We start from the raw sequence: 22,507 nt of genomic DNA, 5'->3' as shown, positions 1-22,507 counted from the left end.
CAGTCACCCTCTCCTTCGGAGGGGGCCGGGAGGAGGAACTAAAACTCGATTTTTTTCTTTCTTAATTCAAAATTCTGTCCCAGGTATACGCGACGTACCATTTCATCTTCCACTAATTCTTCCGGTACTCCTGCTTTTAGGATTCCACCTTCAAACATAAGATAGGTTTTATCTGTAATTGCTAAGGTTTCCTGTACGTTGTGATCCGTGATGAGGATTCCGATGTTCTTGTTTTTTAATTGCGCTACAATTCTCTGGATGTCTTCTACGGCTACGGGATCAACACCAGCAAAAGGTTCGTCAAGTAAAATGAATTTAGGGTCCGTAGCCAAACATCGTGCAATTTCAGTACGACGACGTTCTCCTCCAGATAGTAAATCACCACGATTGGTACGGATGTGCTCCAAACTAAATTCGGCAATCAAACTTTCCATTTTAGCGACTTGTTCTTCTTTAGAAAGAGTTGTTAATTGGAGTACACTCAAGATGTTATCTTCGATACTCAGTTTTCTAAATACCGAAGCCTCTTGTGCTAAATATCCAATTCCTTGCTGTGCTCTTTTGTACATAGGATAATCGGTAATGTTCAAGTCGTCTAGGTAGATGTTACCTGAATTTGGTTTAACCAATCCTACAATCATATAAAAAGAAGTTGTTTTTCCGGCACCATTAGGCCCTAACAAACCAACGATTTCACCTTGATTTACTTCTACCGAAATGCCTTTTACAACGCTTCTTCCTTTGTATGTTTTTACTAAATTTTCAGCTCTTAAAATCATATGCTTTGGTTTAAACGTTAATCGTTTAATTGTTTAATCGTGTCAAATAAACGAATAAGCAAATTAACAAATAACCGTATTAACAATTATTTAGTTTCTTTCCAAGTTTATTTCTTGGCCCAAATAGGCCAAGAACTACTTTTTTAATTAAAGAAGAAGAATGTTATTTTGTAGTGGTTTCTTCTAATGCTTCCCAGAACTCATAAGCTCTGCGTAAATGAGGTACCACAATAGTTCCTCCGACTAAGGTTGCAATTCCCATTGCTTCCATCATTTCTTCTTTGGTTACTCCAATTTTATGACTGGTTTCTAAATGATATTTTACACAGTCATCACAACGTAAAACTGCAGAAGCGACTAAACCCAAAAGTTCTTTTGTTTTCACATCAAGAGCACCGGCAGCGTAAGCATTAGTGTCTAGGTTGAAAATTCTTTTTACTATTTTGTTGTTGTCAGCTAGCAACTTTTCGTTCATTTTAGAACGATATTCATTAAATTCTTCAATAATAGCGGCCATAATTATTCTTTTTTATTTTTAGATACAAATACCGAAATAAAGATACTTGCTTCGTAGATTAATAACATTGGAATTGCAACAATAGTTTGACTTACTACATCTGGTGGTGTGACGATAGCAGCGATAACAAGTACAAGTACAATTGCATATTTTCTGTAGGTTCTTAAAAATTCAGGAGTTACAAGCCCTAGTTTTGTCAAGAAGTAGATAATAATTGGTAATTCAAAAAACAAACCACTTGCCAGAACAGATGTTTTCACCATCCCAATATAAGAATCTAACGTAAACTGATTGAGGACAACAGGACTGACCGTGAAGGTGGCCACGAAGTTGACTGACATGGGGATGACTACAAAGTAGCCAAACAGGACCCCAATAAAGAAAAGTAGTGAAGAAAAAAAGATGAACACTTTTGCATTTTTCTTTTCATTCACATAAAGTGCAGGACTTATAAATTTCCATATTTCCCATAATATATAGGGAAAACTTAAAATAAATCCGGCAAGAATACATACCCAGATGAACACATTTACCTGACCTTCCATCTCCGTGTTTTGAATGATAAAGGGCATCTCAGTAATGCAAATACTATCTGCAAAACCTAATGAATGGGATAGATCACAGAAAAAATGATACGTAAAAAACGTGGGCCTTGTAGGTCCAAATATAATAGTGTCAAATAGGTAATCACTAAAAAAATAAGTGGCAATAGCCATGATAATTATTGCTATTGTGCTGCGTACTAATAACCATCTTAAATCTTCTAGATGATCTAAAAACGACATTTCGTTTTGATTTTTCTTTGCCATTATACTAGTCCTTCTTTTAAAATATCGTGTAGATGTAAAACTCCTTTGTATTCACCATTATCTACCACAACTAATTGAGTAATGGAGAAATCTTCGAGAATGTTCAGTGCGTCGACAACCATATCGTTTGATTGAATTAATTTTGGGTTTTTGGTCATGATGTCTTTTGCAGTTAATTCTGCAAATGAATCCCTTTCGTTTAGCATTCTTCGAATATCACCGTCTGTTATGATTCCGATTACTTTATTGTTTTCAATAACCGCGGTAACACCAAGGCGTTTTTCTGAGATTTCAAAAATCACTTGCTTTATAGGTGCATCTGGAGAGACCATAGGTTTTAGAGTATGTTCTAACATATCCTTAACTCTAAGTAATAATTTTTTACCTAAAGCACCTCCGGGATGGTATATTGCAAAATCTTCTGCTGAGAAATTACGCATTTCCATTAGGCAAACCGCAATAGCATCACCCATTACTAATTGAGCAGTTGTGCTATTAATAGGAGCAAGGTTATTAGGGCAAGCTTCGGCGTCTACAGTAGTGTTCAAAATATAGTCAGATCCTTTAGCAAGAAATGAAGTCATGTTTCCAGTTATGGCAATCAATGTATTTTCAAAACGTTTCAAAAGAGGGACAAGCACCTTTATTTCAGGACTGTTTCCGCTTTTTGAAATGCAGATGATAATATCGTCCTTTTGTACCATGCCTAAGTCTCCATGAATCGCTTCAGAGGCGTGAAGAAATAGCGAAGGTGTTCCAGTAGAATTAAATGTAGCTACCATTTTCTGAGCAATAATGGCGCTCTTTCCGATTCCAGTAACGATTAATCTTCCGTTGGAATTATAGATTGCCTGTGTCGCATCTGAGAAATTATCGTCCAGAAAATCAGTTAGTTTTTCAATTGACTGGCTCTCAGATAGAATGGTTTTTTTGGCTGTCGCCAATATGTTTTCTTTAGATGTCAAAACAGAATGTTTAAAATTTGTGAGTGTAAAAGAATTTAGTATCTTTATGTGGTGCAAATTTATACAAAATACCATATAATAAAGAATGAATTCAAACGAAATTGATATACATAAAGAATTAAAGAAATATTTTGGCTTTAGTCAATTTAAAGGGTTGCAAGAAAAGGTTATTGAAAGTTTACTCAATAAGCAAAATACATTTGTAATTATGCCTACAGGCGGTGGTAAATCGCTCTGTTATCAACTCCCCGCTTTAGTTCAAGAAGGGACAGCTATTGTTGTTTCTCCCTTGATTGCTTTAATGAAAAACCAAGTAGACGCCATTAGAAGTTTATCTTCAGAGAGTGGTATTGCCCATGTTTTAAATTCATCATTAACAAAAACAGAGATCGCTCAAGTTAAAAAGGATATTACTTCCGGATTAACGAAGCTGTTATATGTTGCTCCAGAATCTTTGACAAAAGAGGAAAATGTCAATTTTCTAAAAAATGTGACTATTTCTTTTGTGGCCATAGATGAAGCTCATTGTATCTCCGAGTGGGGTCATGACTTTAGGCCAGAATACAGAAATTTAAAAAATATAATTAAACAATTGGGCGATGTACCTGTAATCGGTCTTACCGCTACGGCGACTCCTAAAGTTCAAGAAGATATTCTGAAAAATTTAGATATGTGTGATGCGACTACTTTTAAAGCATCATTTAACAGACCTAATCTATATTATGAGGTACGAACAAAAACCAAAAATATAGAATCAGATATCATTCGTTTTATAAAGCAGCACAAAGGGAAATCTGGAATTATTTATTGCCTAAGTCGTAAAAAAGTGGAGGCAATTGCCCATGTGTTACAGGTGAACGGAATAAGTGCAGTGCCTTACCATGCAGGATTGGACGCTAAAACACGAGCAAGGCATCAGGACATGTTTCTTATGGAAGATGTAGATGTGGTTGTGGCAACTATCGCTTTTGGGATGGGGATTGACAAACCAGATGTTCGTTTTGTGATTCATCATGACATTCCAAAATCATTGGAAAGTTATTATCAGGAAACAGGTCGTGCCGGTAGGGATGGAGGAGAAGGACATTGTCTAGCTTACTATTCTTATAAAGATGTGGAGAAACTAGAGAAATTTATGTCTGGTAAGCCAGTTGCAGAGCAGGAAATTGGTTTTGCTTTACTGCAGGAAGTGGTTGCTTATGCGGAAACTTCAATGTCAAGAAGAAAGTTTTTACTCCATTATTTTGGTGAGGAATTCGACAGTGAAACCGGTGAGGGTGCTGATATGGATGACAATGTAAGAAATCCAAAAGTAAAAGTAGAAGCAAAAGAGCAGGTAGTAAAATTGCTAGAAGTGGTGCGAGATACTAAGCACTTATATAAATCTAAAGAAATTGTTTTTACCTTGATTGGTAGAGTTAATGCAGTGATAAAAGCGCATAGAACTGATTCTCAATCTTTTTTTGGGAGTGGTGTTGCTTTTGACGAAAAATACTGGATGGCCTTATTGAGGCAAGTGCTCGTGGGAGGCTATTTATCGAAAGATATTGAAACTTATGGTATCGTAAAAATAACAGAGAAAGGATTAGATTTTATTAAAAACCCAATCTCTTTTATGATGTCTGAAGATCATGAATACAATGAGGCAGGAGATGAAGCAATTGTGACTGCGTCTAAATCTGCGGGTGCTATAGATGAAGTATTGATGGGTATGTTACGTGATTTACGTAAAAAAGTATCTAAAAAGCTTGGAGTTCCGCCATTTGTTGTTTTCCAAGACCCTTCATTGGCAGATATGGCCTTAAAATATCCTATTTCTTTAAATGAATTAATTAATATTCATGGAATAGGAGAAGGAAAAGCGAAGAAATATGGCACCGAATTTGTTGAATTGATAAATCGTTATGTTGTAGATAATGAGATAATACGTCCAGATGATTTGGTTGTAAAATCGACAGGAATCAAGTCGGCAATGAAATTGTATATAATTCAAAATGTCGATAGAAAATTATCTTTAGATGATATCGCTAAAGCAAAAGGATTGACGATGGAAACCTTGCTTAAGGAGATGGAACATATTGTATATTCAGGTACTAAATTGAATATCAAATATTGGGTAGATGAAATGCTTGATGACGAGCAACAAGAAGAGATTTATGATTATTTTATGGAATCAGAATCAGATAAGATAGAAGGTGCCTTAAAGGAATTTGAAGGGGATTACGATATTGATGAATTGCGCTTGATGCGAATAAAATTCATCAGCGAAGTAGCGAACTAAAAACTATTCAGCTTGCGGATATTCAATGTTCAGATATACAGTTATCTGAACATTGAATATCAACAACTTTCTTTTGATTATTCAGCATTTCTTTCTTCGTAAATCTCCCCTCGATGAGGTTTTAGGGCATCACGTACCTGAATCATATTTTCATCAGTAACGACCATAAAAGCAATAGCTTGCATTTCGCCTTGAATTGTAAAACCGGTAATCTTTAATGGTAATTTTTCACTTGCGATGTATTCTTTTAGGTGGATTTCGTGATGTTCAGCTGTTTTTGCGGAAGCGGGTCCACGGAAATCCCATATTAGTTTTATTTGTCTGGACATGCTAAATTGTTGTAAGGTTCAAGAGGCAAAGTTACAAAGTTTCCAAGACGAAAAACAATTACCACCAAAACAAACAATCAAATCCACTTCAAAATACTATTTTTGCACTTTGTTTTTCGATAAAGACAAGGAGCAAATAACCGAATTATCACTAAAGAAATGCCTCAAGAACACCTATTACAAGTATCTCCAGAGATTGCTGCAAATGAAATGTTGCTGAAAGAACACCTTGGAAAATTACTAAAGATTTCTCCAAAAGAAATTCAGCATGTTTCCATTTTAAAACGTTCTATTGATGCGCGTCAAAAAGCAATTAAAATCAATCTGAAAGTGACCGTGTATTTGAAAGGAGAACCTTTTGAAGAAAATAAAATACATCTTCCTGATTATGGAAATGTAGCAAATGCACAAGAAGTAATTGTTGTTGGGGCTGGACCTGCCGGACTTTTTGCTGCCTTGCAGTTAATAGAATTAGGCTTAAAGCCCATAGTAATTGAGAGAGGGAAAGATGTGCGTGGTCGCCGTCGTGACTTGAAGGCAATCAATGTCGATCATCTTGTAAATGAAGATTCTAATTATTGTTTTGGTGAAGGCGGAGCAGGAACTTATTCTGACGGAAAATTATACACACGATCTAAAAAAAGAGGGGATGTAACTCGAATTCTTGAGTTGTTAGTGGCTTATGGCGCTACTCCAGATATTTTGGTAGAAGCACATCCGCATATTGGGACAAATAAATTGCCCCAGATTATTCAGGATATTCGGGAGAAAATTATCGAGTGTGGCGGGCAGGTCTTGTTTGAAACGCGAGTGACGGATATTTTAGTAAAAAATAATGAAGTTCAGGGAATCGTAACCCAAAAAGGAGATACGATTTTAGCTAATAAAATGATTTTAGCGACTGGGCATTCTGCAAGAGATATTTTTGAATTACTAGATAGAAAAAAAATATTTATAGAAGCGAAAGCTTTTGCTTTGGGTGTTCGGGCCGAGCATCCACAATCATTAATTGATAGTATTCAGTACAGCTGTGATTATCGTGGAGAACTCTTGCCACCCGCACCTTATAGTATTGTAAAGCAAGTGGGAGGTAGGGGAATGTATTCTTTTTGCATGTGTCCCGGAGGTGTAATTGCACCTTGTGCTACTAGTCCTGGCGAAGTAGTGACAAATGGTTGGTCTCCTTCAAAAAGAGATCAGGCAACGGCAAATTCTGGTATTGTAGTAGAATTAAAGCTGGAAGATTTTAAACCTTTTGCTAAATTTGGTGCTCTGGCCGGAATGGAATTCCAAAAGAGTATTGAACAAAAAGCATGGCGTTTGGCAGGGGAAACTCAAAAAGTACCTGCACAACGAATGATTGATTTTACACAAAGTAAAGTTTCTTCAGATATTCCTAAAACGTCCTATGTTCCAGGTACAACCTCAGTGGAAATGGGGCAAGTTTTCCCTGATTTTTTAACTCAAATATTAAGGGAAGGATTTTCTGAATTTGGGAAATCTATGCGTGGTTACTTGACTAATGAGGCTATATTGCATGCGCCGGAGTCAAGAACGTCTTCACCGGTGCGAATTCCAAGAGACCCAATTTCCTATGAACATCTGCAGATAAAAGGATTATATCCTTGCGGAGAAGGAGCAGGTTATGCTGGCGGAATCATTTCGGCTGCTATTGATGGGGAGAAATGTGCATTGATGATTGGCGAAAGTTTACATAAAAAAACCTCGATTTGATTTTATACACATCGAGGTTTGAATTTTAAATATTGAGTTTTTAGGGGATAAGAATTATTTTTCCCGTACTTTTTCTGCTTTCCAGATAATCATGTGCTTTTTTACCTTCGGATAATTTAAATATTGTAGGAGGAGTAATCGTGATTTTATTGCTGCTGATCCAGTCAAATAACTGATGGGCTCTTTTAATGCGTTGTTTTTTTGACGTTAAATAGCTCCATAAATCACCACCAGTTAAGGTTTTTGAAGTATCCATTAACATTCTTGGATTTATAAAATCCGGATCTCCGCCCGCCATACCAAAAAACACTACTTGTCCGCAAGTTTTGGTTACTTCAAAACTGTCACTTAATGTGCTGCCAACACTGTCGTAAACGACGTCTACTCCTTTAGGAAATTGTTTTAATAGGCTAGATTTCCAGTCTTCAGAATATAAAAACACTTTATCGGCTCCGTTTTTTAAAGCTATTTCTGCTTTTGATGTCGATGAGGTTAGACCAATAACATTGGCGCCTAATAACTTACTGATTTGAGTCAGAAATTGACCTACTCCTCCTGCAGAAGCATGGATAAGGACCGTGTCTCCTTTTTGTGTTTTGTGACTATCAGTCGCTAAATAATGAGCGGTTAATCCTTGAAGGAGAATGGTAGCGGCAGTTTCGAAACTGATACTTTCTGGTAACGGAATAATATGTGCAAGGGGAACGGCTACTAATTCTGAATTAGCGAAAGGGACATCAGCAAATGCGATACGATCTCCAAGCTTGAATTCTGTATTGTTTGAGTCAACTACTACACCAGCACCTTCGTAACCCGCAATAAATGGGGGTGTTCCTGTTAAATGATAATTCCCTTTTCGTCGGTATACATCTGCAAAATTTAGTCCTATGGCGCGCATTTCAACTAAGATTTCATCTTTTTTTAATACAGGTGAAGGTAGGTCTATATATTCAAGAACGTCTGAATTACCAAATGTCGAAAAAGTGAGTGCTTTCATATTTATTATTGTATTTCTTAGAACGATAGAGGAAGTTAAATTAAATTTCAGTAGGTTTTAATGCAATCATAAAAAAGATATAATTGTCGTCTTCTAATTTATTTTTTTAAAAAGATGTTTGTTGATTTTATCGAATAATAATTTCTCGTCAATTGGCTTTGAGATGTAATCATTCATTCCTACTGCGGTGCATTTTTCTACATCGGCAGTTGTGACATCGGCGGTAAGGGCAATAATGGGGATATTAGAATTTAGAACATTGCGAATGTATAATGTAGTTTCAAAACCATTCATTACTGGCATTTGTAAGTCCATTAAAATAATGTCATACTCATTATTTTGAAGTAGATCAATAGCAATTTTGCCATTGTCAGCCATCTCAATATCAAATCCAAAATCCAATAATATTATTTTTATTAAAAGTTGGTTTAGTAGTACGTCTTCAACCACTAATACTTTCGTCGCTGACGTTGTTGACTCTTTAGTACTTTCAAAGTATTGTGATTCGGGTTCTGTCTCGCTTTCGATTTCTTGTGGGTTGGATTTTTCAAAATTCATGATGAATCCAAAAGTGGATCCTTTTCCTTCTTCACTAAATGCTATTATTTTCCCTCCTTGCATTTCGACCAACTGCTTAACAATTGCTAGGCCAAGACCTGTTCCTCCGTAGGAGCTGTTGATTGCTTTAGTAGCTTGTTCAAAATTTTTAAATATGTGTGCGATTCTGTCTTGAGCAATCCCTATTCCCGTGTCGGTTATTAGAAATTCGATGGAGCAAGATTTGTTATCCTCGCTCAAGAGGCGCATGTTTACGCTTATTTTTCCTTCTGAAGTAAACTTAATGGCGTTGCTCATTAGATTCAAAATGATCTGACGCAAACGCACCGGGTCTCCATTCAAAAGTTTAGGGATAGCCGGATCATAGTTATGGGATAGCGCTATGTTTTTTTCTAGCATCTTTTGTTCAAAAAGTTGAAGAATTGTAGAAATGGATTTGGATAATTTAAAGGGTATGTGATTAAATGTCATCTTTCCGGCATCGACTTTAGCAATATCGAGGATGTCATTAATTAAAACTATCAATGCATCTCCAGACTCTTTGATAGCGTTAATATATTCCGTTTGGGATTCATCTAATTTAGTTTTAAGCACCACATTAGTAAATCCAATAATTGCATTCATTGGAGTTCTAATCTCATGACTCATATTTGACAAAAATTGCTGTTTTGATTTTACAGCTTCTTCGGCAATTTTTGTTTTTAACTCTGCGTTGATTTTAGATTCAATAAGTTCATTTTTTGCCAATACCTGAGTCGTTACATCATAGGCAATTATGGTAACCCCTGAGATTGTTTCATCAGCTTCATAATAAGGCTGGTAAACAAAATTAAAATAACAATCTATTAATTCTCCATCATATACTAAAGGGGCAAGAAGTTCATTTCCGTAAAAAGGAATGCCGGTTGTGAAAACGTTGTTAAGTAATGTAGGGAATTCTTTGTCAATAAGTTGAGGTAGTACGTCATTGAATTTTTGACCTTCTACATTTTGACCTTTACCCCACATTTCTTTGATGGTGTCATTTGCGAGAGAAACAACCATGTCTTTGCCTTTTAATATAGCTATTGCAAATGGGGATTGTAACAGTATCATGTTAAATCGTTTATTGCTGTCCTCTATCTCTTTCGTTGCGGTTTTCTGTATCTCAAGTAATTTTTCGAATTCTCTTTTTTCTTTATTTTGAAGCTCTATTGATAATCGCCTTACTTCGGAAACATCTTGTATGGCTAATAGAATTGATTTTTTATCATGTATTTTTTGAAATATATATTTCGCGCTAACTATAATTGCTTTTCTGTCAGAATCTGAAATGTCATACGCTATTTCTACTTTATCAAAATCTATGCTTTTGGAAAGCATTTTGTCCAGAAGGTTTCGTAATTCAGCTAAGTCCCATTTTCTATTGTCTATTTCAAACAAAGACTTTCCTTCGATTTCTTCTTTATCAATGCCGTATTTTTGGCAAAATGAATTACTGGCAGATTTAATTTGAAGGTCTTCATTTAGAACCAACATTGGCTCCATCATTGTGGCGATAATTTCTTCGGAAAAGTCATATGATTCTGCCAATAGTTTAATGTTCTTTTCTAGTTTATTATTGGTTGAAATCAGCTCCTTATTTCTGGTCACATCATCAACAAGCTGAATTATATGTGTAACGTTATTATTTGAGTCAAGAATAGGGGAATTAATAATTCTCCAATAACGTTCTTCAAAACCGCCTCCTTCTGATTGGGGTTTTTGAATGTCATATTGTATATAGTCCATTTCATCGACCGTTTTATTCTTCAATACTCGGTTTAATGAAGCTCTTAAACTAGTAGTGGATTCCGGTAGTAGATCTTGCGGGTTATCAGGAAATACATCAAAAACATATTTGTCTATAATGGTTTCTCGCTTGGTCATAGTGGCTTTCAGATAATTATCAGTTACGGTTACTATTGTAAAATTAGTATCCATCACTAGCGACACGGCCGGAGATTGCTTAAAAAAGTCAATATAATCGTTACTGTTCATTGATACTGTAAGAAATTAATGATTGTATTTTGTGTTTTAAAAACAGTTATGTTTTAAAGTTGTATTATGTACGATTTTTGCAATTACGGTCCAAATATAGACAAAAAAACATTTGATTCTCACTAATAAATTCCATTCGAAAAAACAGGGCTGTTTTACAGTAATACCCTTTAACGGCGGGGCATTTGTCATAGAGAAGGCTTTTTTAATATAAAAAAAAGAAGCTTAAATAGTTGTAGACAAAAGTATTAGGTGTTTTTTCAATAGTAAGACAAGGAAATGTTTCCTGTATCGGGTATCTATAAAACAACAGCTCCTAAAACCGAAAAGTAATTTTTGGTTTTAGGAGCTGTTGTTTTTTATTATTCCAATCACGAGGCTGATGATTTGCATATCAGCTTTATTAATGTTTTTTTGTTGTTTTAGCCCAACATACTTAGCGCAGTTTATGAATAAATTAAGGCGCTTTCCATACTATTTGTCGTCGGGTACAAAATCAAGGGCGATCGAATTCATACAATATCTTTTCCCTGTAGGAGCAGGTCCATCGTCAAAAAGATGACCTAAATGGCCATCACATCGTCCGCAAAGGGCTTCAATTCTCTCCATACCGAAGGAGTTGTCTTTTTTGTAAATAACACTGTCTTTATTGTCTTGTTCGAAAAAACTAGGCCAGCCGCAACTACTGGAAAATTTAGCTCCCGATCGAAATAATTTGTTACCACAAGCAGCACAATAATACGTTCCTTTTTCGTCCGTATTCCAGTACTTTCCTGTAAAAGGTCTTTCGGTATCGGCATTTCTGGTTACTTCATACACGTCTTCGGGTAATACTTTTTTCCATTCAGCATCCGTGAGATGTAGTTTTGTGGTATCTGTATTTGAATAATATGGGTTTTCTGGCTTACTGATTCTATTTTCCATAATTTCTGTTTTTTTTGTTTTTTTATGAGTTTTTGCTCTTTGTCCGTATGTAGTAGATAGGATTAATGGAAGCAATAATAAAAAGCTGAAAAATGCTGTTTTGTTCATGTAAATGTTATTTGCTTATCAAATATTAGGGTACTGTTCTTGTTAGGCTTTAGCATCGTGCTTTAATAGTAAAGGGTTTTATTCTATGTTGTCACAAATATAAGGAGCTATTCTAATTTGTGATGTGTTATACCTTAGGTATTAACAGCTATTTGTGTAAGTTTTAACTATTGTTATTTATGGATAGAATGCATTTTTAGTGGACTACGTTTTTATAATCCCACTCTCATATTGACTAAGTGTTTTTTGAAGCCCACTTTTTCATATGCTCTTATAGCCGAAGAATTGTCGTTATAAACATCTAATCGGAGTTCTGTTATTTTTAGAGATTTACTCCATTCTTTTAAACCTTGAATGATTTTAGCATTGATTCCCATCCCTCTGTGTTCGGGATCCGTATACATAAATCCGAGATAAGCGTAGTTGCTGTGGTTCAAATAGGGTTTTGCTATTTCTATTCGAGCATAGCCGGAACCTACGATTTGTGACCCGATTTCAGCGACTAGTAACTCAATGTCAGGTGCCGTAATCATTTTTTCAATATTGTAATAATTAATTTTCTCTTCTTTTAAAGTTGGATCAAAAGGACGTTCGGCAGTAATGATTCCTTGTTCAAATTCGAGAAGTATATTCAAATCTTCTACTCTAGCTTTACGGATTTTTATTTCATTCATTATCATAACGGTTTTAAGATATCAAAAGTAAGAAAGAATCTGCGAATGGTTTTTATCGAACACTGATCTAATTGGATCGTCTTGATTTAACTTCAACATTTCGAAACAGAACGTTAAAGGACACGCTATTATTTATCTTTTTTGTATTTTTGTGTGGCTAAAAATAATTATGATAGAAGAAAATGTAATATTAGTTAATAAGGACGATGAGCAAATTGGATTGATGCCTAAGTTAGAGGCGCATGAAAAAGCGATTTTACATCGTGCTTTTTCAGTTTTTGTTTTGAATAGCAAAAACGAAATCATGCTGCAGCAGCGTGCACATCATAAATATCACTCTCCACTACTTTGGACAAACACTTGTTGTAGTCATCAAAGAGAAGGAGAATCAAATATTGAGGCGGGTAGTAGACGGTTGTTTGAAGAGATGGGTTTTAAAACAGATCTCAAAGAACTTTTTCATTTTATATACAAAGCCCCATTTGACAATGGTTTGACGGAACATGAATTAGATCATGTGATGATTGGTTACTCTGACGAAAGCCCAGTAATAAACCCAGAAGAAGTGGAAGCTTGGAAATGGATGGCTATTGATGAAGTAAAAAATGACATGCAGAAACATCCCGAAATTTATACCGTATGGTTTAAAATAATTTTCGACGAATTCTATCATTTTTTGGAAGATCATAAAATTTAGTAATGCTCTAAGGCGTGTTTTAGATATCTAAAACCCATTTGTAACTTATAAATAAGGCAAAGGTTAAAATTATAAATAATTATGAAGGTAACTATAAGTAGAAAAGCACATTTCAACGCAGCACATCGATTGTATCGTAAGGATTGGACTTTCGAGAAAAACGACGCTGTTTTTGGAAAATGCAATAACCCAAATTTTCACGGACACAATTACGACATGATTGTAGGTGTTACCGGTGAAATAGATCCTGAGACTGGTTATGTGATGGATATAAAAATTCTATCGGATATTATTAAAGAAGAAGTTGAGGATCAGTTCGATCATAAAAATCTAAATATAGATGTTCCTGAGTTTAAAAATCTCAATCCCACAGCCGAAAATATTGTTGTGGTAATTTGGAATAAAATAAGAAAGAGAATCAAAGCAGAATTTGACTTAGAGGTTGTTCTTTATGAAACTCCTCGTAATTTTGTAACTTATAAAGGAGAGTAATGGAATTGAAAATAGGGGACAGAATTCCAAATTTTAAAGCGAAAGATACCCATGGAAATGATTTTGACAGCCAGAAACTAGTTGGTCAAAAGCCATTGGTTATCTATTTCTATCCAAAAGATAATACCCCAGGATGCACTGCACAAGCGTGTAGCTTTCGGGATCAATACGAAGATTTTAAAGACTTAGGTGCAGAGGTTATTGGAATTAGTAGTGATAGTGTCGAGTCGCATCAAAAATTCTCAGAACAGTATAAATTACCATTTATTCTTTTGTCAGATCACGATAAGAAAATTAGGAAGCTTTTTGGAGTTCCTTCAGGCATGTTTGGTTTGCTTCCTGGGAGAGTTACTTATGTGATTGATAAAAAAGGAAAAATAATAATGATTTTTGATAGTGTGATGGCTTCTAAGCATATCCCAAAAGCGCTAGAAGCAGTTAAAAAACTACTGTCTTAGATTATTACATTATATAAAAATATAGAACATTGTTTCTTTAAATAGATAAAAAATGAGTAAAAAATTATATCCATTACAGTTTGATCCCATACTGAAAGAAAGAATTTGGGGTGGCGAAAAACTAAAAACGGTTCTGAATAAATCGATTACGTCAAAAATAACTGGAGAGAGTTGGGAATTATCCACTGTTGAAGGTGACGTTAGTGTAATTGCTAATGGAGAATTGAAAGGGAAGTTATTAACAGAAGTTATTGATGAAGCTCCAAATGAAATATTAGGAACAGAAGTTCATGAACGTTTTGGAAAGCAGTTTCCTTTACTTTTTAAATACTTAGATGCTCGTGAAGACTTGTCTATTCAAGTACATCCTAACGATGCTTTGGCAAAGAAAAGGCATAATTCGTTTGGGAAAACAGAAATGTGGTACATTATGCAAGCTGACCCGGATGCGAGAATAATTGTTGGTTTTAAGGAAGATTCGAATGCTACGGAATTTGTGGCAAAGTTGAAAAGTAATGAATTGCTTAGTATTCTCGATAGTGTAAATGTAAAAGAAGGAGATGTGTTCTTTCTAGAAACAGGTACGGTACATGCTATAGGTGCTGGTTTAGTAGTGGCAGAGATTCAACAAACATCAGATATCACTTATCGAATTTATGACTTTGATAGAGTAGATGCTCAGGGGAATACTAGAGAGTTGCATGTAGATTTAGCTCTGGAAGCGATGAATTATGAAAAGGTAGATACTCGTAGAGAATATTTAGAAGAAGAAAATCAGTCAAATACAATTGTAAATTGTCCTTACTTTACGACAAATTTTATTCCATTAACAGAAGCAACAACTATTTCAAAGACTGGAAATAGTTTTACAGTCTATATGTGTATTGATGGAGCATTTGAAATTGAGTACAATAAGGATATCTATCAGTATCAAAAAGGGGATACGGTGTTAATTCCTGCGACAATGGATTATTATGTGATTAATGGAAAAGCTTCAATTTTAGAAATTTACATTTCATAGTCGGTAATAGAAAGATTATATGTACTTTTGCAGACGCAAATTAAAATTAAAAATAAAATGGCAAATATTAAGAATTTAAAAAAAGACATCAACTACGTACTAGGAGATATTATTGAAGCAGTTTACTTGTTCGAAATTTCTACTACAGGAAAACCAACAACAGAAACTAATGATTTAATTGATGAAGCTATCGCTGCTTTTGATGTTTTGATCACAAAAGTGAACGCTAAGAAGGTAGAAGATAAAAAAGCTCACTTCAAACAAATCAATGTTGAATTGGAACAAACTGCAAATCAATTGATTGCTAAAATCAACGAATTGTAGTCGAAAAAAACGATAAAAAAGTGCAGATTTATTTTGGAAAACACGAATTCATCTGTATATTTGCACCCGTAATGAGACGCCAGCGTAGCTCAGTTGGCTAGAGCAGCTGATTTGTAATCAGCAGGTCGTGGGTTCGAGTCCCTCCGCCGGCTCATTTTAAAACCATCTAACTTTGTTAGATGGTTTTTGTATTTAATAGAGGCTAGTAGGTAATTAGTTTGATGTTGTCAAATGATAATTATTAATAAATAATGATTTTTTTATTTGGAGAATAGAAAATCAAAACTATATTTGCACTCGTAAGAATGCCAGCGTAGCTCAGTTGGCTAGAGCAGCTGATTTGTAATCAGCAGGTCGTGGGTTCGAGTCCCTCCGCCGGCTCTTAGTAAAACCATCTAACTTTGTTAGATGGTTTTTTGTTTTTATACAATAGAAGAAAAATATTTTTCTATGTGTAAAAAAAAAATGCTCCAATAGGTTGGAGCATTTTTTTTTGAGTGTTTTAGGAATTCGTGAAAACGGACTCTCTAGTTATTTTGTTCTTGCTTTCTAACCTCAGCTACGTATTTAGTTAGTTTCTTTCCGTAAAGAGACTGTGCTACCTTTGGAGTCATTGATTTTTGAATCGTATCCAGGTACTTAAGATTGATGTCATAGATATCAGATAATGCAACATAAGGAGCTACTTCATAATCCTTATTGTTAATCGCAAAGTTAGTTGCGTACAAGTATTTTCTTTTTGTATTAGAATCTTGTTTTGCACTCAGGCTATCTATTGCTTTTTTGTTGTTGTTTTTGATAGCATTGAATTTTTGTTCCAGTAAGGTTAGGTTGGTGTCTCTAAAACGAGAATTGATTTTTTGATAATCTTCATATAGCTCTTGATTTTTAGATCCAGTTATTTTAGCTCCATAAAGGAAAGAATCTAAGTTTGTGTCTATGTTAATGTTTCCAGGCTCCGCAAAAAACAATAAGTTGTTGTCTAATGAATTGCTTACTCCTCTGTCAAGGAATAAGTACAGCATTTCAGGTGATTTTAAATCGATATCACTTTCAAAAGCAGAGCTACCGTCGATTGTAATTGTGTCTATAGCAACAAGAGCGCTGTCAACTACTCTTTGGATATATAAAGTACCTTTTTTTAGTCCTTTAATATTCCCGGTAACATGCAGGTTTGTTTTTGATTCGTTTTTAGCACATGATGCCAAAAGTAATAAGGAAACGAATGCAAGAATTGATTTTTTCATTTGGTTAAATATTTTGGTGCAAAATAAAGAAAATTGTTGGAAAGTTTACTTGCTTGATAGGGTGAATTTCATAAAAAAATCCCAATCTATTTCTAAATTGGGATTTTTTGTCTGATATCTATTTTTAACCTTTTAACCAAGCTTCTTTTAACGCTTTTTTTGTTTCGTCAGTTGCTTTAAGGGCCTCTTTTTCCTCATAAGGAAGATTTACCTTTCCTTTAAGAATCTGTTCAGCTCCGTTGCGTTTAATCTTAACGGTAATAGCGTCGTTTTCTTTCCAGTTTTGGCTTTCGCTAATCATATCATAGATGTTGTCCAAGTTGTAAGCTTTGTCATTAATAGCTATTATTATATCGCCTCCTTTAAGATCTAAGGCAGTATAAAAAGCATTTAATTCAATATTCGGAATAACAACAATTTCTTTTGTTTCTGGATTTACAGTGATGTAAGGTACTTGTCCTTTTAGGAATACATTCCCAGGAGATTTTACTGTTGATTTTGTAATTCCAACTTTTGCCAAGTAAGTTTCATAAGGAATAGGGGTAGTTCCAGCTACATAAGTTGCTAGAAATTCACCTACTTCAGGGTAAGTTAAAGAGGTGATCTTAGCAAAAAGTTCGTCATCATTAAATGGTTTTGAAACTCCATATTCACTAGAAAGCTTTTGCATCAAATCAAGAATTCCTCTTTCGCCATTGCTTTTTTCTCTAATAATAATGTCCAGGCACATTCCTATTAATGATCCTTTTTGATATACGTTTATGTATTGGTCTTTGTATGGTTGTTTCAATACATTAGCACTCATTGTGGTAAAAGACATGGTGTCGTTCATTGCAGCTGCGCGTTCCATTTGGTCTGCAAGACGACTGTAAAAATCTTCTTCGGTGATTAACCCTTGGTTGATTTGGAAAAGGTTTGCAAAATATTCAGTAACTCCTTCGTACATCCATAAATGAGCTGACATTTTTGGATTGTTATAATCAAAATATTGAATTTCTTTCGAATGAATACTAAGCGGAGTTACAATATGAAAAAATTCATGTGAAACTACATCCATCATGGATTTCACCAATTCCTCTTTGGGCATTAATTCTGGTAAAACAACTGTAGTGGCCGTAGGGTGCTCTAAAGCTCCAAAACCTTTTGCGTCATTTTCCTGCATTGTTGATAAATACAATAAGACACTGTATTTTTTAGTGGCGTTTATTTTACCCAAAAAGGTTTTTTGTGCCGTCATCATGGTTTTCATCTCTGGAGTAATGCTTTCAGCAGTAACTTTTCCAGAAGGAGAATAAACGCTTATTAGGATTTCCATTCCGTCAACAGTAAACGTCGTGAAATCTGGTTTTGAATACATAATTGGATTTTCTACCAGTTCTGCATAGCGAGCCGTAATAAAAGTATCTGCGGTAGTGCTGGAGTCTTGGTCAGTCATTGAAGTACTTCCCCAAAGTGTTGCAGGGTGTGCAATCGTAACTTTATAGGGAATTGACATGAAGTTTGTGAAGTAACCTACAAAACAATGTGTGTTTAACATTATGTTTTTACCGGCATCTATATTTGATCCTGCTGGTGAAAAAATATCTTCATCGCCAAATTTTGTGCCTTTCTCCGTGTCAAAGGAATCATTTACTAAATAAGTAATTTTGTCAAGGGTTTTTGCTTTTGAAATGGACCATGAATTAACGTCAAGTTTTTTGACGGTTAATAGATTCCCTTTTGCATCATAAGCTTTTAAATCTTCGATATATCTACCGTAGTTATCTTCTGAATAGGTTCCTGGAACTGTCTTGGGAATGTGGTACGTGATTTCGTCTGTTTTGATTGAAGGAGCATTTACCGTAACCAGTACTTGGTCATTCGTTATGCTGTCTAGATTAATTGCGACTTGAACCTGCTCTTTTGTTGCTGAATTCGCCACCGAATTGACAGTTTTACAACTCCACAGGATCGATGTAAATGCAAATGCAAAAATTATTTTTTTCATTATCTATGTGATTTTTGTTATTGGTCTGATAAAATGCCTAGATGTTACACTTTATGAGCAGAGAAAACAGTTAAAAAAAGTTGAAATTATTGTAAAAAAAAAACACCCTAAAATGAGGGTGTTTTCTAATTGGTTAGTCCAATTTGTTTTTGATATAGTATTTACCATCCAAGTCTTCATCAAAATCATCGATTTTGATGGGTTTTGGTTTTGGCTTATTTGCAGTAGCTTTCTTTTTCCACATCTCAAATTTCTCTGCCGGCATCTTCTTTTTCATTATTTCCAAAACTTCTTTTTCGACCAAGCCAAATTCCTTTTTAATAATTTCAAAAGGATTTTTTTCCTCTAAGGCCAATGTAACAAGTTTTTCTGTTTGTTCCCAGGTTAATTCTTTGCGGTTACTCTTTTTCATCATGTGAAAATTAATTCAATTTGTTTTTAATGATTAATATAATTGATTCTAAATTAGATAGAACAATATTAATAAAAATATAGTTACTTATTACCATAAAAGCGGTTTTTTTTTATGGGGTGTATTTCTTTTCTAAAGAACGTTGTTTTTGAAAAGGAATTTTTAATAAATTCTTCAACTCATTGTGTTCTTCATTCTTCATATGAGTAACTATTCAGTATCCAATTTCTTCTATTTTAAGTATTTTGAATGTACCAAGCGGAGAATGTATTTCCGTAATTATTGTCAATATAGGGTAATTTATAATGATGGTTTACTTTTGCAGGTCTGGAAATACAATCAAGTAGCTCATAATAATGTCTCGCTTTTTAGGTAAGGCAATAGTAGCAGGGTAAAATTTTATAGAAATTACTGAAAAGGTTTGGCAGAGGAATACGATTGACATCGGACTTCCAACAATTTGCTTACCAAAATCATGCTCCTATGTGCCGATGGAATAGTAGAAAAATAATTAATTATTTCATTCATAATACCATTGTTTATTCCAAAAATACTGATTTTTTAGATAAAAACAAAAGGTGCCGTCTTGTTTGTAATAGGCTTTATTGTTATGTGTATAGGTAAGCCCAATAAATCAAAACGAGTTGGAATGGCATACGAACTACTAAGACCCATTTAGGAAGTTTTATTCTTGCCTTTTCATTCTGATACATGTAGAGGTGAGACGGAAAAACGGCAATTAAAAGCGCAATGATTCCCCAAGCAGCATAAGTGGATAATAAAGGTACAATTAGTGTTATACCTAAAACTATTTCAGCACATCCGCTCAGGATATTTAGTAATTTAGGATTGCTAAAATATTCAGGTATAATTTTTTGATACATTCTAGGGTTTCTAAAATGATTTACTCCGGCTAGTGTATAAATAAAAGCCATTAAGTACAAATGCCAAGGAAAGATCACAATGATAAAATTAAATATGAGGTTTACGAATGTAGTATTTTTTTAGGATCAAACTGTATTATTACACTTGTTTCCTCTTAAAATTAACATTCATAATTACTATTGCAATAATAATAAGGACAATTCCAAACCACTGAATTGGTTTTACATCCTCGTTTAATAATACAAATGCCATCATTACTGAGACTGGAAGTTCAAGCGCAGAGACAATACTTCCTAAACCGATTCCAGTAAGTGGAAACCCAGCGTTCATTAACATTGGCGGAATTATTGTACCAAAAAGAGCTAGAATAATTCCCCATTTAAGAAAAATTTCAAAATTAAATGGAGTAACTTGAGTAGCTATCGAAAATGAAAACACGATTATTGCACCACCCAGAAGCATATATAAACTGCGTTGTGCAGAAGAAATATTGGTTGCTACACGATTTGCAGTAAACATTGTGGTGGTAAAAGACGAAGCGGCCAGCATACCCCACATGATACCATGCCAGTCTAATTTAACTTCATTTTGAATTAAATTAGTAGCTAAAACGGTTCCTATTAACACAATAACAACGGATATTATTTTTTGAGTCGAAGGAAGCTTCTTTTCTAAAATCATTTCGAGTAATACACCCATCCAAACGGTTTGCATTAACAATACAATACCTATAGAAACAGGAATGTATTTCACGGCCAAATAATAGAAAACACTTGTCATTCCAAGTGACGTTCCAGCGAGCATCAGGTGAAAAATGTTTCGGCTAGATGCTTTTACAGCAGTATTCTTATTTTTAGTTTTTTGGAATAAATTAATAAGTAATATTCCTAAAATACCTAGTACAAACTGAGAAGTGGTTACTTCTGCCGTGGTGTACCCTTCATTATAGGCCATTTTTACAAAAGTAGCAAGCATACCATAACTAGTAGCTCCAAAACCCACTAAAAAAACTCCTTTTAAAACGTTATTATTTGACATTCTTTATTTTTTTGAGGGGCAAAGGTACGCTTTCAAGTGTAACGCGACTTTAGAGGAGTCATTATTTTTTAAAATAAGTCATTTACTAAAGGATTTTTAATTCCGATAGAGCTTGGGTTAAAGTTTAATTTGTCTTTTAGTAGGGTAGCGTAAACACTTCTAAAGTCAATCTGATGTTTTAAATCGCCTTGCTGTAAGTCGGAAAGATTAGGGTTGTTCCCAATTATTTTTCCTTTATTGCTTCCGCCAATGACAAACATAGGAGCTGCGGTTCCATGATCTGTTCCGTTTCCATTGTCTTTTACTCTTCGTCCAAATTCAGAGAAAACAACAATAGTAACGTTTTGAAGCATTTTTGCATTTTTCATATTGGTGTAAAAACTAAATAAAGCATCGTTTAGTTCTGATAATTTGTTTTTATGAAGTGCTAATTGGTTGTCATGGGTGTCAAAACCATTAAGGGAAGTATAATACACTTTAGAATTCAGATTCCCTTTTATTAACCGACCAATCCACGCTAGATTTTTTCCTAGTCCTGTTTTAGGATACGAATTTTCTTGAGTAGTTTGCATTAGCGCTTTCTGTATTTGCTCAGAGCCTTCTACAGCAGAATTGGCTATTTTTCGAACAAAATCTAATTCGGGATTATCTGATAGTTTATTGTTTTCTTCCTTGCCATTTTTTATTTTGAATTTTTCAGGATCTTTGATCGTAATAGCATTAGGGACTTCTCCCTTTAGAGACAGATTATCAATATTGTCAATATTAATGCCGGCAGTAGGTGTGTGGGTTGCGCATTGTAAATCCAAATAACGTCCTAGCCAACCTTCATTTATATATTGATCAGAATCGGATGCGGTCTGCCAGATTTCTTGACTTCTAAAATGCGAACGATTAGGTTCTGGATAACCTACATTTTGAATTACGGATAAATCGCCATTTTGCTGCATTTTTGCAAAACCTGTAAGAGCAGGATGAAATGCCATTTCCTTGTTTCCAGCTATCACTTCATCCTTTGACAGCGCAATTTTAGGACGCATTTCATAATACAAAGGATCTAAGTAAGGGATAAAAGTATTCAAGCCGTCGTTACCGCCGTTTAATTGAACAAATACAACACATTGTTCGCCTATAATTAGACTTTCGTGTTTGCTAAAAGAGAATAAAAAATCAGGCAATAACAACGATCCTCCTGTAAAAGTACCCGTTAACGATAAAAAATTTCTTCTGTTCATAATAGTAAATATTAGGT

22 protein-coding genes and 2 tRNA genes are annotated in these 22,507 nt (G+C 34.6%); 9 read left to right on the top strand and 15 right to left on the bottom strand.

The features are described from left to right. Positions 1-38: 38 nt before the first annotated feature. The 4 genes from lptB to QO200_RS00650 form a co-directional block, all read right to left on the bottom strand. Positions 39-779, bottom strand: a complete 741-nt coding sequence (gene lptB, locus QO200_RS00665) for an LPS export ABC transporter ATP-binding protein (RefSeq protein ID WP_371535212.1) — start codon at positions 777-779, stop codon at positions 39-41. A gap of 163 nt (positions 780-942) precedes the next feature. Next, positions 943-1,296 carry a carboxymuconolactone decarboxylase family protein gene (locus tag QO200_RS00660; protein ID WP_371535211.1) on the bottom strand — a complete coding sequence of 118 codons (354 nt, stop codon included), beginning with the start codon at positions 1,294-1,296 and terminating at the stop codon, positions 943-945. A gap of 2 nt (positions 1,297-1,298) precedes the next feature. Beyond that, positions 1,299-2,105, bottom strand: a complete 807-nt coding sequence (gene tatC, locus QO200_RS00655) for a twin-arginine translocase subunit TatC (protein ID WP_371535210.1) — start codon at positions 2,103-2,105, stop codon at positions 1,299-1,301. Continuing rightward, on the bottom strand, positions 2,105-3,070 hold the full coding sequence (locus QO200_RS00650; RefSeq protein ID WP_371535209.1) for an SIS domain-containing protein: 966 nt from the start codon (positions 3,068-3,070) through the stop codon (positions 2,105-2,107). The genes tatC and QO200_RS00650 overlap by 1 nt, the downstream gene beginning before the upstream one ends. An 85-nt stretch (positions 3,071-3,155) precedes the next feature. Between QO200_RS00650 and QO200_RS00645 the strand changes: the two genes are divergently transcribed. Further along, positions 3,156-5,351: a RecQ family ATP-dependent DNA helicase gene (locus QO200_RS00645; protein WP_371535208.1), complete on the top strand. Its 2,196-nt coding sequence runs from the start codon at positions 3,156-3,158 to the stop codon at positions 5,349-5,351. 77 nt (positions 5,352-5,428) lie between these two features. Here QO200_RS00645 and QO200_RS00640 read toward each other — a convergent pair whose 3' ends face one another. Further along, entirely contained in the window at positions 5,429-5,680 is a 252-nt protein-coding gene (locus QO200_RS00640) for a hypothetical protein (protein ID WP_371535206.1), read from the bottom strand. A gap of 159 nt (positions 5,681-5,839) precedes the next feature. On the opposite strand from QO200_RS00640, the gene QO200_RS00635 reads away from it, so the two are divergent. Then, positions 5,840-7,414 (top strand): NAD(P)/FAD-dependent oxidoreductase, encoded by a 1,575-nt coding sequence (locus QO200_RS00635; protein ID WP_371535205.1) that lies wholly within the window; start codon positions 5,840-5,842, stop codon positions 7,412-7,414. A gap of 40 nt (positions 7,415-7,454) precedes the next feature. On the opposite strand, the gene QO200_RS00630 is transcribed toward QO200_RS00635, so the two are convergent. The 4 genes from QO200_RS00630 to QO200_RS00615 all read right to left on the bottom strand — a co-directional run bounded on the left by QO200_RS00630 (position 7,455) and on the right by QO200_RS00615 (position 12,694). Continuing rightward, positions 7,455-8,411 (bottom strand): quinone oxidoreductase, encoded by a 957-nt coding sequence (locus QO200_RS00630; protein ID WP_371535204.1) that lies wholly within the window; start codon positions 8,409-8,411, stop codon positions 7,455-7,457. A 93-nt stretch (positions 8,412-8,504) separates the two neighbouring features. Next, the gene (locus tag QO200_RS00625; protein ID WP_371535202.1) at positions 8,505-10,988 is read right to left on the bottom strand and encodes an ATP-binding protein; all 2,484 of its coding nucleotides are present in this window, start codon (positions 10,986-10,988) and stop codon (positions 8,505-8,507) included. A 474-nt stretch (positions 10,989-11,462) separates the two neighbouring features. Continuing rightward, on the bottom strand, positions 11,463-12,020 hold the full coding sequence (msrB, locus tag QO200_RS00620) for a peptide-methionine (R)-S-oxide reductase MsrB (RefSeq protein ID WP_371535201.1): 558 nt from the start codon (positions 12,018-12,020) through the stop codon (positions 11,463-11,465). Positions 12,021-12,232: 212 nt separating this feature from the next. Beyond that, positions 12,233-12,694 (bottom strand): N-acetyltransferase family protein, encoded by a 462-nt coding sequence (locus QO200_RS00615; protein ID WP_371535200.1) that lies wholly within the window; start codon positions 12,692-12,694, stop codon positions 12,233-12,235. A 169-nt stretch (positions 12,695-12,863) separates the two neighbouring features. On the opposite strand from QO200_RS00615, the gene idi reads away from it, so the two are divergent. The 7 genes from idi to QO200_RS00580 all read left to right on the top strand — a co-directional run bounded on the left by idi (position 12,864) and on the right by QO200_RS00580 (position 16,067). Continuing rightward, positions 12,864-13,391, top strand: coding sequence for an isopentenyl-diphosphate Delta-isomerase (idi, locus tag QO200_RS00610; protein WP_371535199.1), 528 nt, complete (start codon positions 12,864-12,866; stop codon positions 13,389-13,391). Between the two features lie 81 nt (positions 13,392-13,472). Continuing rightward, positions 13,473-13,883: a 6-pyruvoyl tetrahydropterin synthase family protein gene (locus tag QO200_RS00605; RefSeq protein WP_371535198.1), complete on the top strand. Its 411-nt coding sequence runs from the start codon at positions 13,473-13,475 to the stop codon at positions 13,881-13,883. After that, positions 13,883-14,341 carry a peroxiredoxin gene (locus tag QO200_RS00600; RefSeq protein WP_371535197.1) on the top strand — a complete coding sequence of 153 codons (459 nt, stop codon included), beginning with the start codon at positions 13,883-13,885 and terminating at the stop codon, positions 14,339-14,341. Before QO200_RS00605 ends, QO200_RS00600 begins: the two co-directional genes overlap by 1 nt. Before the next feature lie 52 nt (positions 14,342-14,393). Further along, positions 14,394-15,362: a type I phosphomannose isomerase catalytic subunit gene (locus QO200_RS00595; RefSeq protein WP_371535196.1), complete on the top strand. Its 969-nt coding sequence runs from the start codon at positions 14,394-14,396 to the stop codon at positions 15,360-15,362. Positions 15,363-15,419: 57 nt separating this feature from the next. Then, positions 15,420-15,686: a hypothetical protein gene (locus QO200_RS00590; RefSeq protein ID WP_091091963.1), complete on the top strand. Its 267-nt coding sequence runs from the start codon at positions 15,420-15,422 to the stop codon at positions 15,684-15,686. A 78-nt stretch (positions 15,687-15,764) separates the two neighbouring features. After that, positions 15,765-15,838: transfer RNA gene (locus QO200_RS00585), tRNA-Thr, on the top strand. Between the two features lie 155 nt (positions 15,839-15,993). Next, positions 15,994-16,067 (top strand) — tRNA-Thr (locus QO200_RS00580). A 146-nt stretch (positions 16,068-16,213) separates the two neighbouring features. Here the strand turns inward: QO200_RS00580 and QO200_RS00575 are convergent. The 6 genes from QO200_RS00575 to QO200_RS00550 form a co-directional block, all read right to left on the bottom strand. Continuing rightward, entirely contained in the window at positions 16,214-16,933 is a 720-nt protein-coding gene (locus tag QO200_RS00575; RefSeq protein ID WP_371535194.1) for a DUF4369 domain-containing protein, read from the bottom strand. 124 nt (positions 16,934-17,057) lie between these two features. Continuing rightward, positions 17,058-18,920 (bottom strand): peptidase M61, encoded by a 1,863-nt coding sequence (locus QO200_RS00570; RefSeq protein WP_371535192.1) that lies wholly within the window; start codon positions 18,918-18,920, stop codon positions 17,058-17,060. Between the two features lie 133 nt (positions 18,921-19,053). After that, entirely contained in the window at positions 19,054-19,332 is a 279-nt protein-coding gene (locus QO200_RS00565; RefSeq protein ID WP_074724370.1) for a DUF2805 domain-containing protein, read from the bottom strand. Positions 19,333-19,940: 608 nt separating this feature from the next. Then, positions 19,941-20,294 carry a MauE/DoxX family redox-associated membrane protein gene (locus QO200_RS00560; protein ID WP_371535191.1) on the bottom strand — a complete coding sequence of 118 codons (354 nt, stop codon included), beginning with the start codon at positions 20,292-20,294 and terminating at the stop codon, positions 19,941-19,943. A 61-nt stretch (positions 20,295-20,355) separates the two neighbouring features. Beyond that, complete coding sequence (locus QO200_RS00555; RefSeq protein WP_371535190.1) at positions 20,356-21,255, bottom strand: DMT family transporter; 900 nt, start codon at positions 21,253-21,255, stop codon at positions 20,356-20,358. Between the two features lie 68 nt (positions 21,256-21,323). Then, positions 21,324-22,490 carry a DUF1501 domain-containing protein gene (locus QO200_RS00550; protein WP_371535189.1) on the bottom strand — a complete coding sequence of 389 codons (1,167 nt, stop codon included), beginning with the start codon at positions 22,488-22,490 and terminating at the stop codon, positions 21,324-21,326. Between the last annotated feature and the right edge of the window lie 17 nt (positions 22,491-22,507).

This window comes from Flavobacterium sp. Arc3 (assembly GCF_041431375.1).
GTDB lineage: Bacteria > Bacteroidota > Bacteroidia > Flavobacteriales > Flavobacteriaceae > Flavobacterium.
Note: the sequence above shows the minus strand (reverse complement) of the source record. Positions and strands in the feature narration are given on the sequence as shown.

What these genes read in the sequence shown, in the direction of transcription:
- QO200_RS00635 (WP_371535205.1), top strand. Translation starts at nt 5,840, where the DNA reads ATGCCTCAAGAACACCTATTACAAGTATCTCCAGAGATTGCTGCAAAT.
- QO200_RS00660 (WP_371535211.1), bottom strand. Translation starts at nt 1,296, where the DNA reads ATGGCCGCTATTATTGAAGAATTTAATGAATATCGTTCTAAAATGAAC.
- QO200_RS00565 (WP_074724370.1), bottom strand. Translation starts at nt 19,332, where the DNA reads ATGAAAAAGAGTAACCGCAAAGAATTAACCTGGGAACAAACAGAAAAA.
- QO200_RS00595 (WP_371535196.1), top strand. Translation starts at nt 14,394, where the DNA reads ATGAGTAAAAAATTATATCCATTACAGTTTGATCCCATACTGAAAGAA.
- QO200_RS00555 (WP_371535190.1), bottom strand. Translation starts at nt 21,255, where the DNA reads ATGTCAAATAATAACGTTTTAAAAGGAGTTTTTTTAGTGGGTTTTGGA.
- msrB (WP_371535201.1), bottom strand. Translation starts at nt 12,020, where the DNA reads ATGAACAAAACAGCATTTTTCAGCTTTTTATTATTGCTTCCATTAATC.
- QO200_RS00550 (WP_371535189.1), bottom strand. Translation starts at nt 22,490, where the DNA reads ATGAACAGAAGAAATTTTTTATCGTTAACGGGTACTTTTACAGGAGGA.
- QO200_RS00590 (WP_091091963.1), top strand. Translation starts at nt 15,420, where the DNA reads ATGGCAAATATTAAGAATTTAAAAAAAGACATCAACTACGTACTAGGA.
- QO200_RS00625 (WP_371535202.1), bottom strand. Translation starts at nt 10,988, where the DNA reads ATGAACAGTAACGATTATATTGACTTTTTTAAGCAATCTCCGGCCGTG.
- QO200_RS00605 (WP_371535198.1), top strand. Translation starts at nt 13,473, where the DNA reads ATGAAGGTAACTATAAGTAGAAAAGCACATTTCAACGCAGCACATCGA.
- QO200_RS00640 (WP_371535206.1), bottom strand. Translation starts at nt 5,680, where the DNA reads ATGTCCAGACAAATAAAACTAATATGGGATTTCCGTGGACCCGCTTCC.
- QO200_RS00575 (WP_371535194.1), bottom strand. Translation starts at nt 16,933, where the DNA reads ATGAAAAAATCAATTCTTGCATTCGTTTCCTTATTACTTTTGGCATCA.
- QO200_RS00600 (WP_371535197.1), top strand. Translation starts at nt 13,883, where the DNA reads ATGGAATTGAAAATAGGGGACAGAATTCCAAATTTTAAAGCGAAAGAT.
- QO200_RS00615 (WP_371535200.1), bottom strand. Translation starts at nt 12,694, where the DNA reads ATGAATGAAATAAAAATCCGTAAAGCTAGAGTAGAAGATTTGAATATA.
- lptB (WP_371535212.1), bottom strand. Translation starts at nt 779, where the DNA reads ATGATTTTAAGAGCTGAAAATTTAGTAAAAACATACAAAGGAAGAAGC.
- idi (WP_371535199.1), top strand. Translation starts at nt 12,864, where the DNA reads ATGATAGAAGAAAATGTAATATTAGTTAATAAGGACGATGAGCAAATT.
- QO200_RS00570 (WP_371535192.1), bottom strand. Translation starts at nt 18,920, where the DNA reads ATGAAAAAAATAATTTTTGCATTTGCATTTACATCGATCCTGTGGAGT.
- tatC (WP_371535210.1), bottom strand. Translation starts at nt 2,105, where the DNA reads ATGGCAAAGAAAAATCAAAACGAAATGTCGTTTTTAGATCATCTAGAA.
- QO200_RS00645 (WP_371535208.1), top strand. Translation starts at nt 3,156, where the DNA reads ATGAATTCAAACGAAATTGATATACATAAAGAATTAAAGAAATATTTT.
- QO200_RS00630 (WP_371535204.1), bottom strand. Translation starts at nt 8,411, where the DNA reads ATGAAAGCACTCACTTTTTCGACATTTGGTAATTCAGACGTTCTTGAA.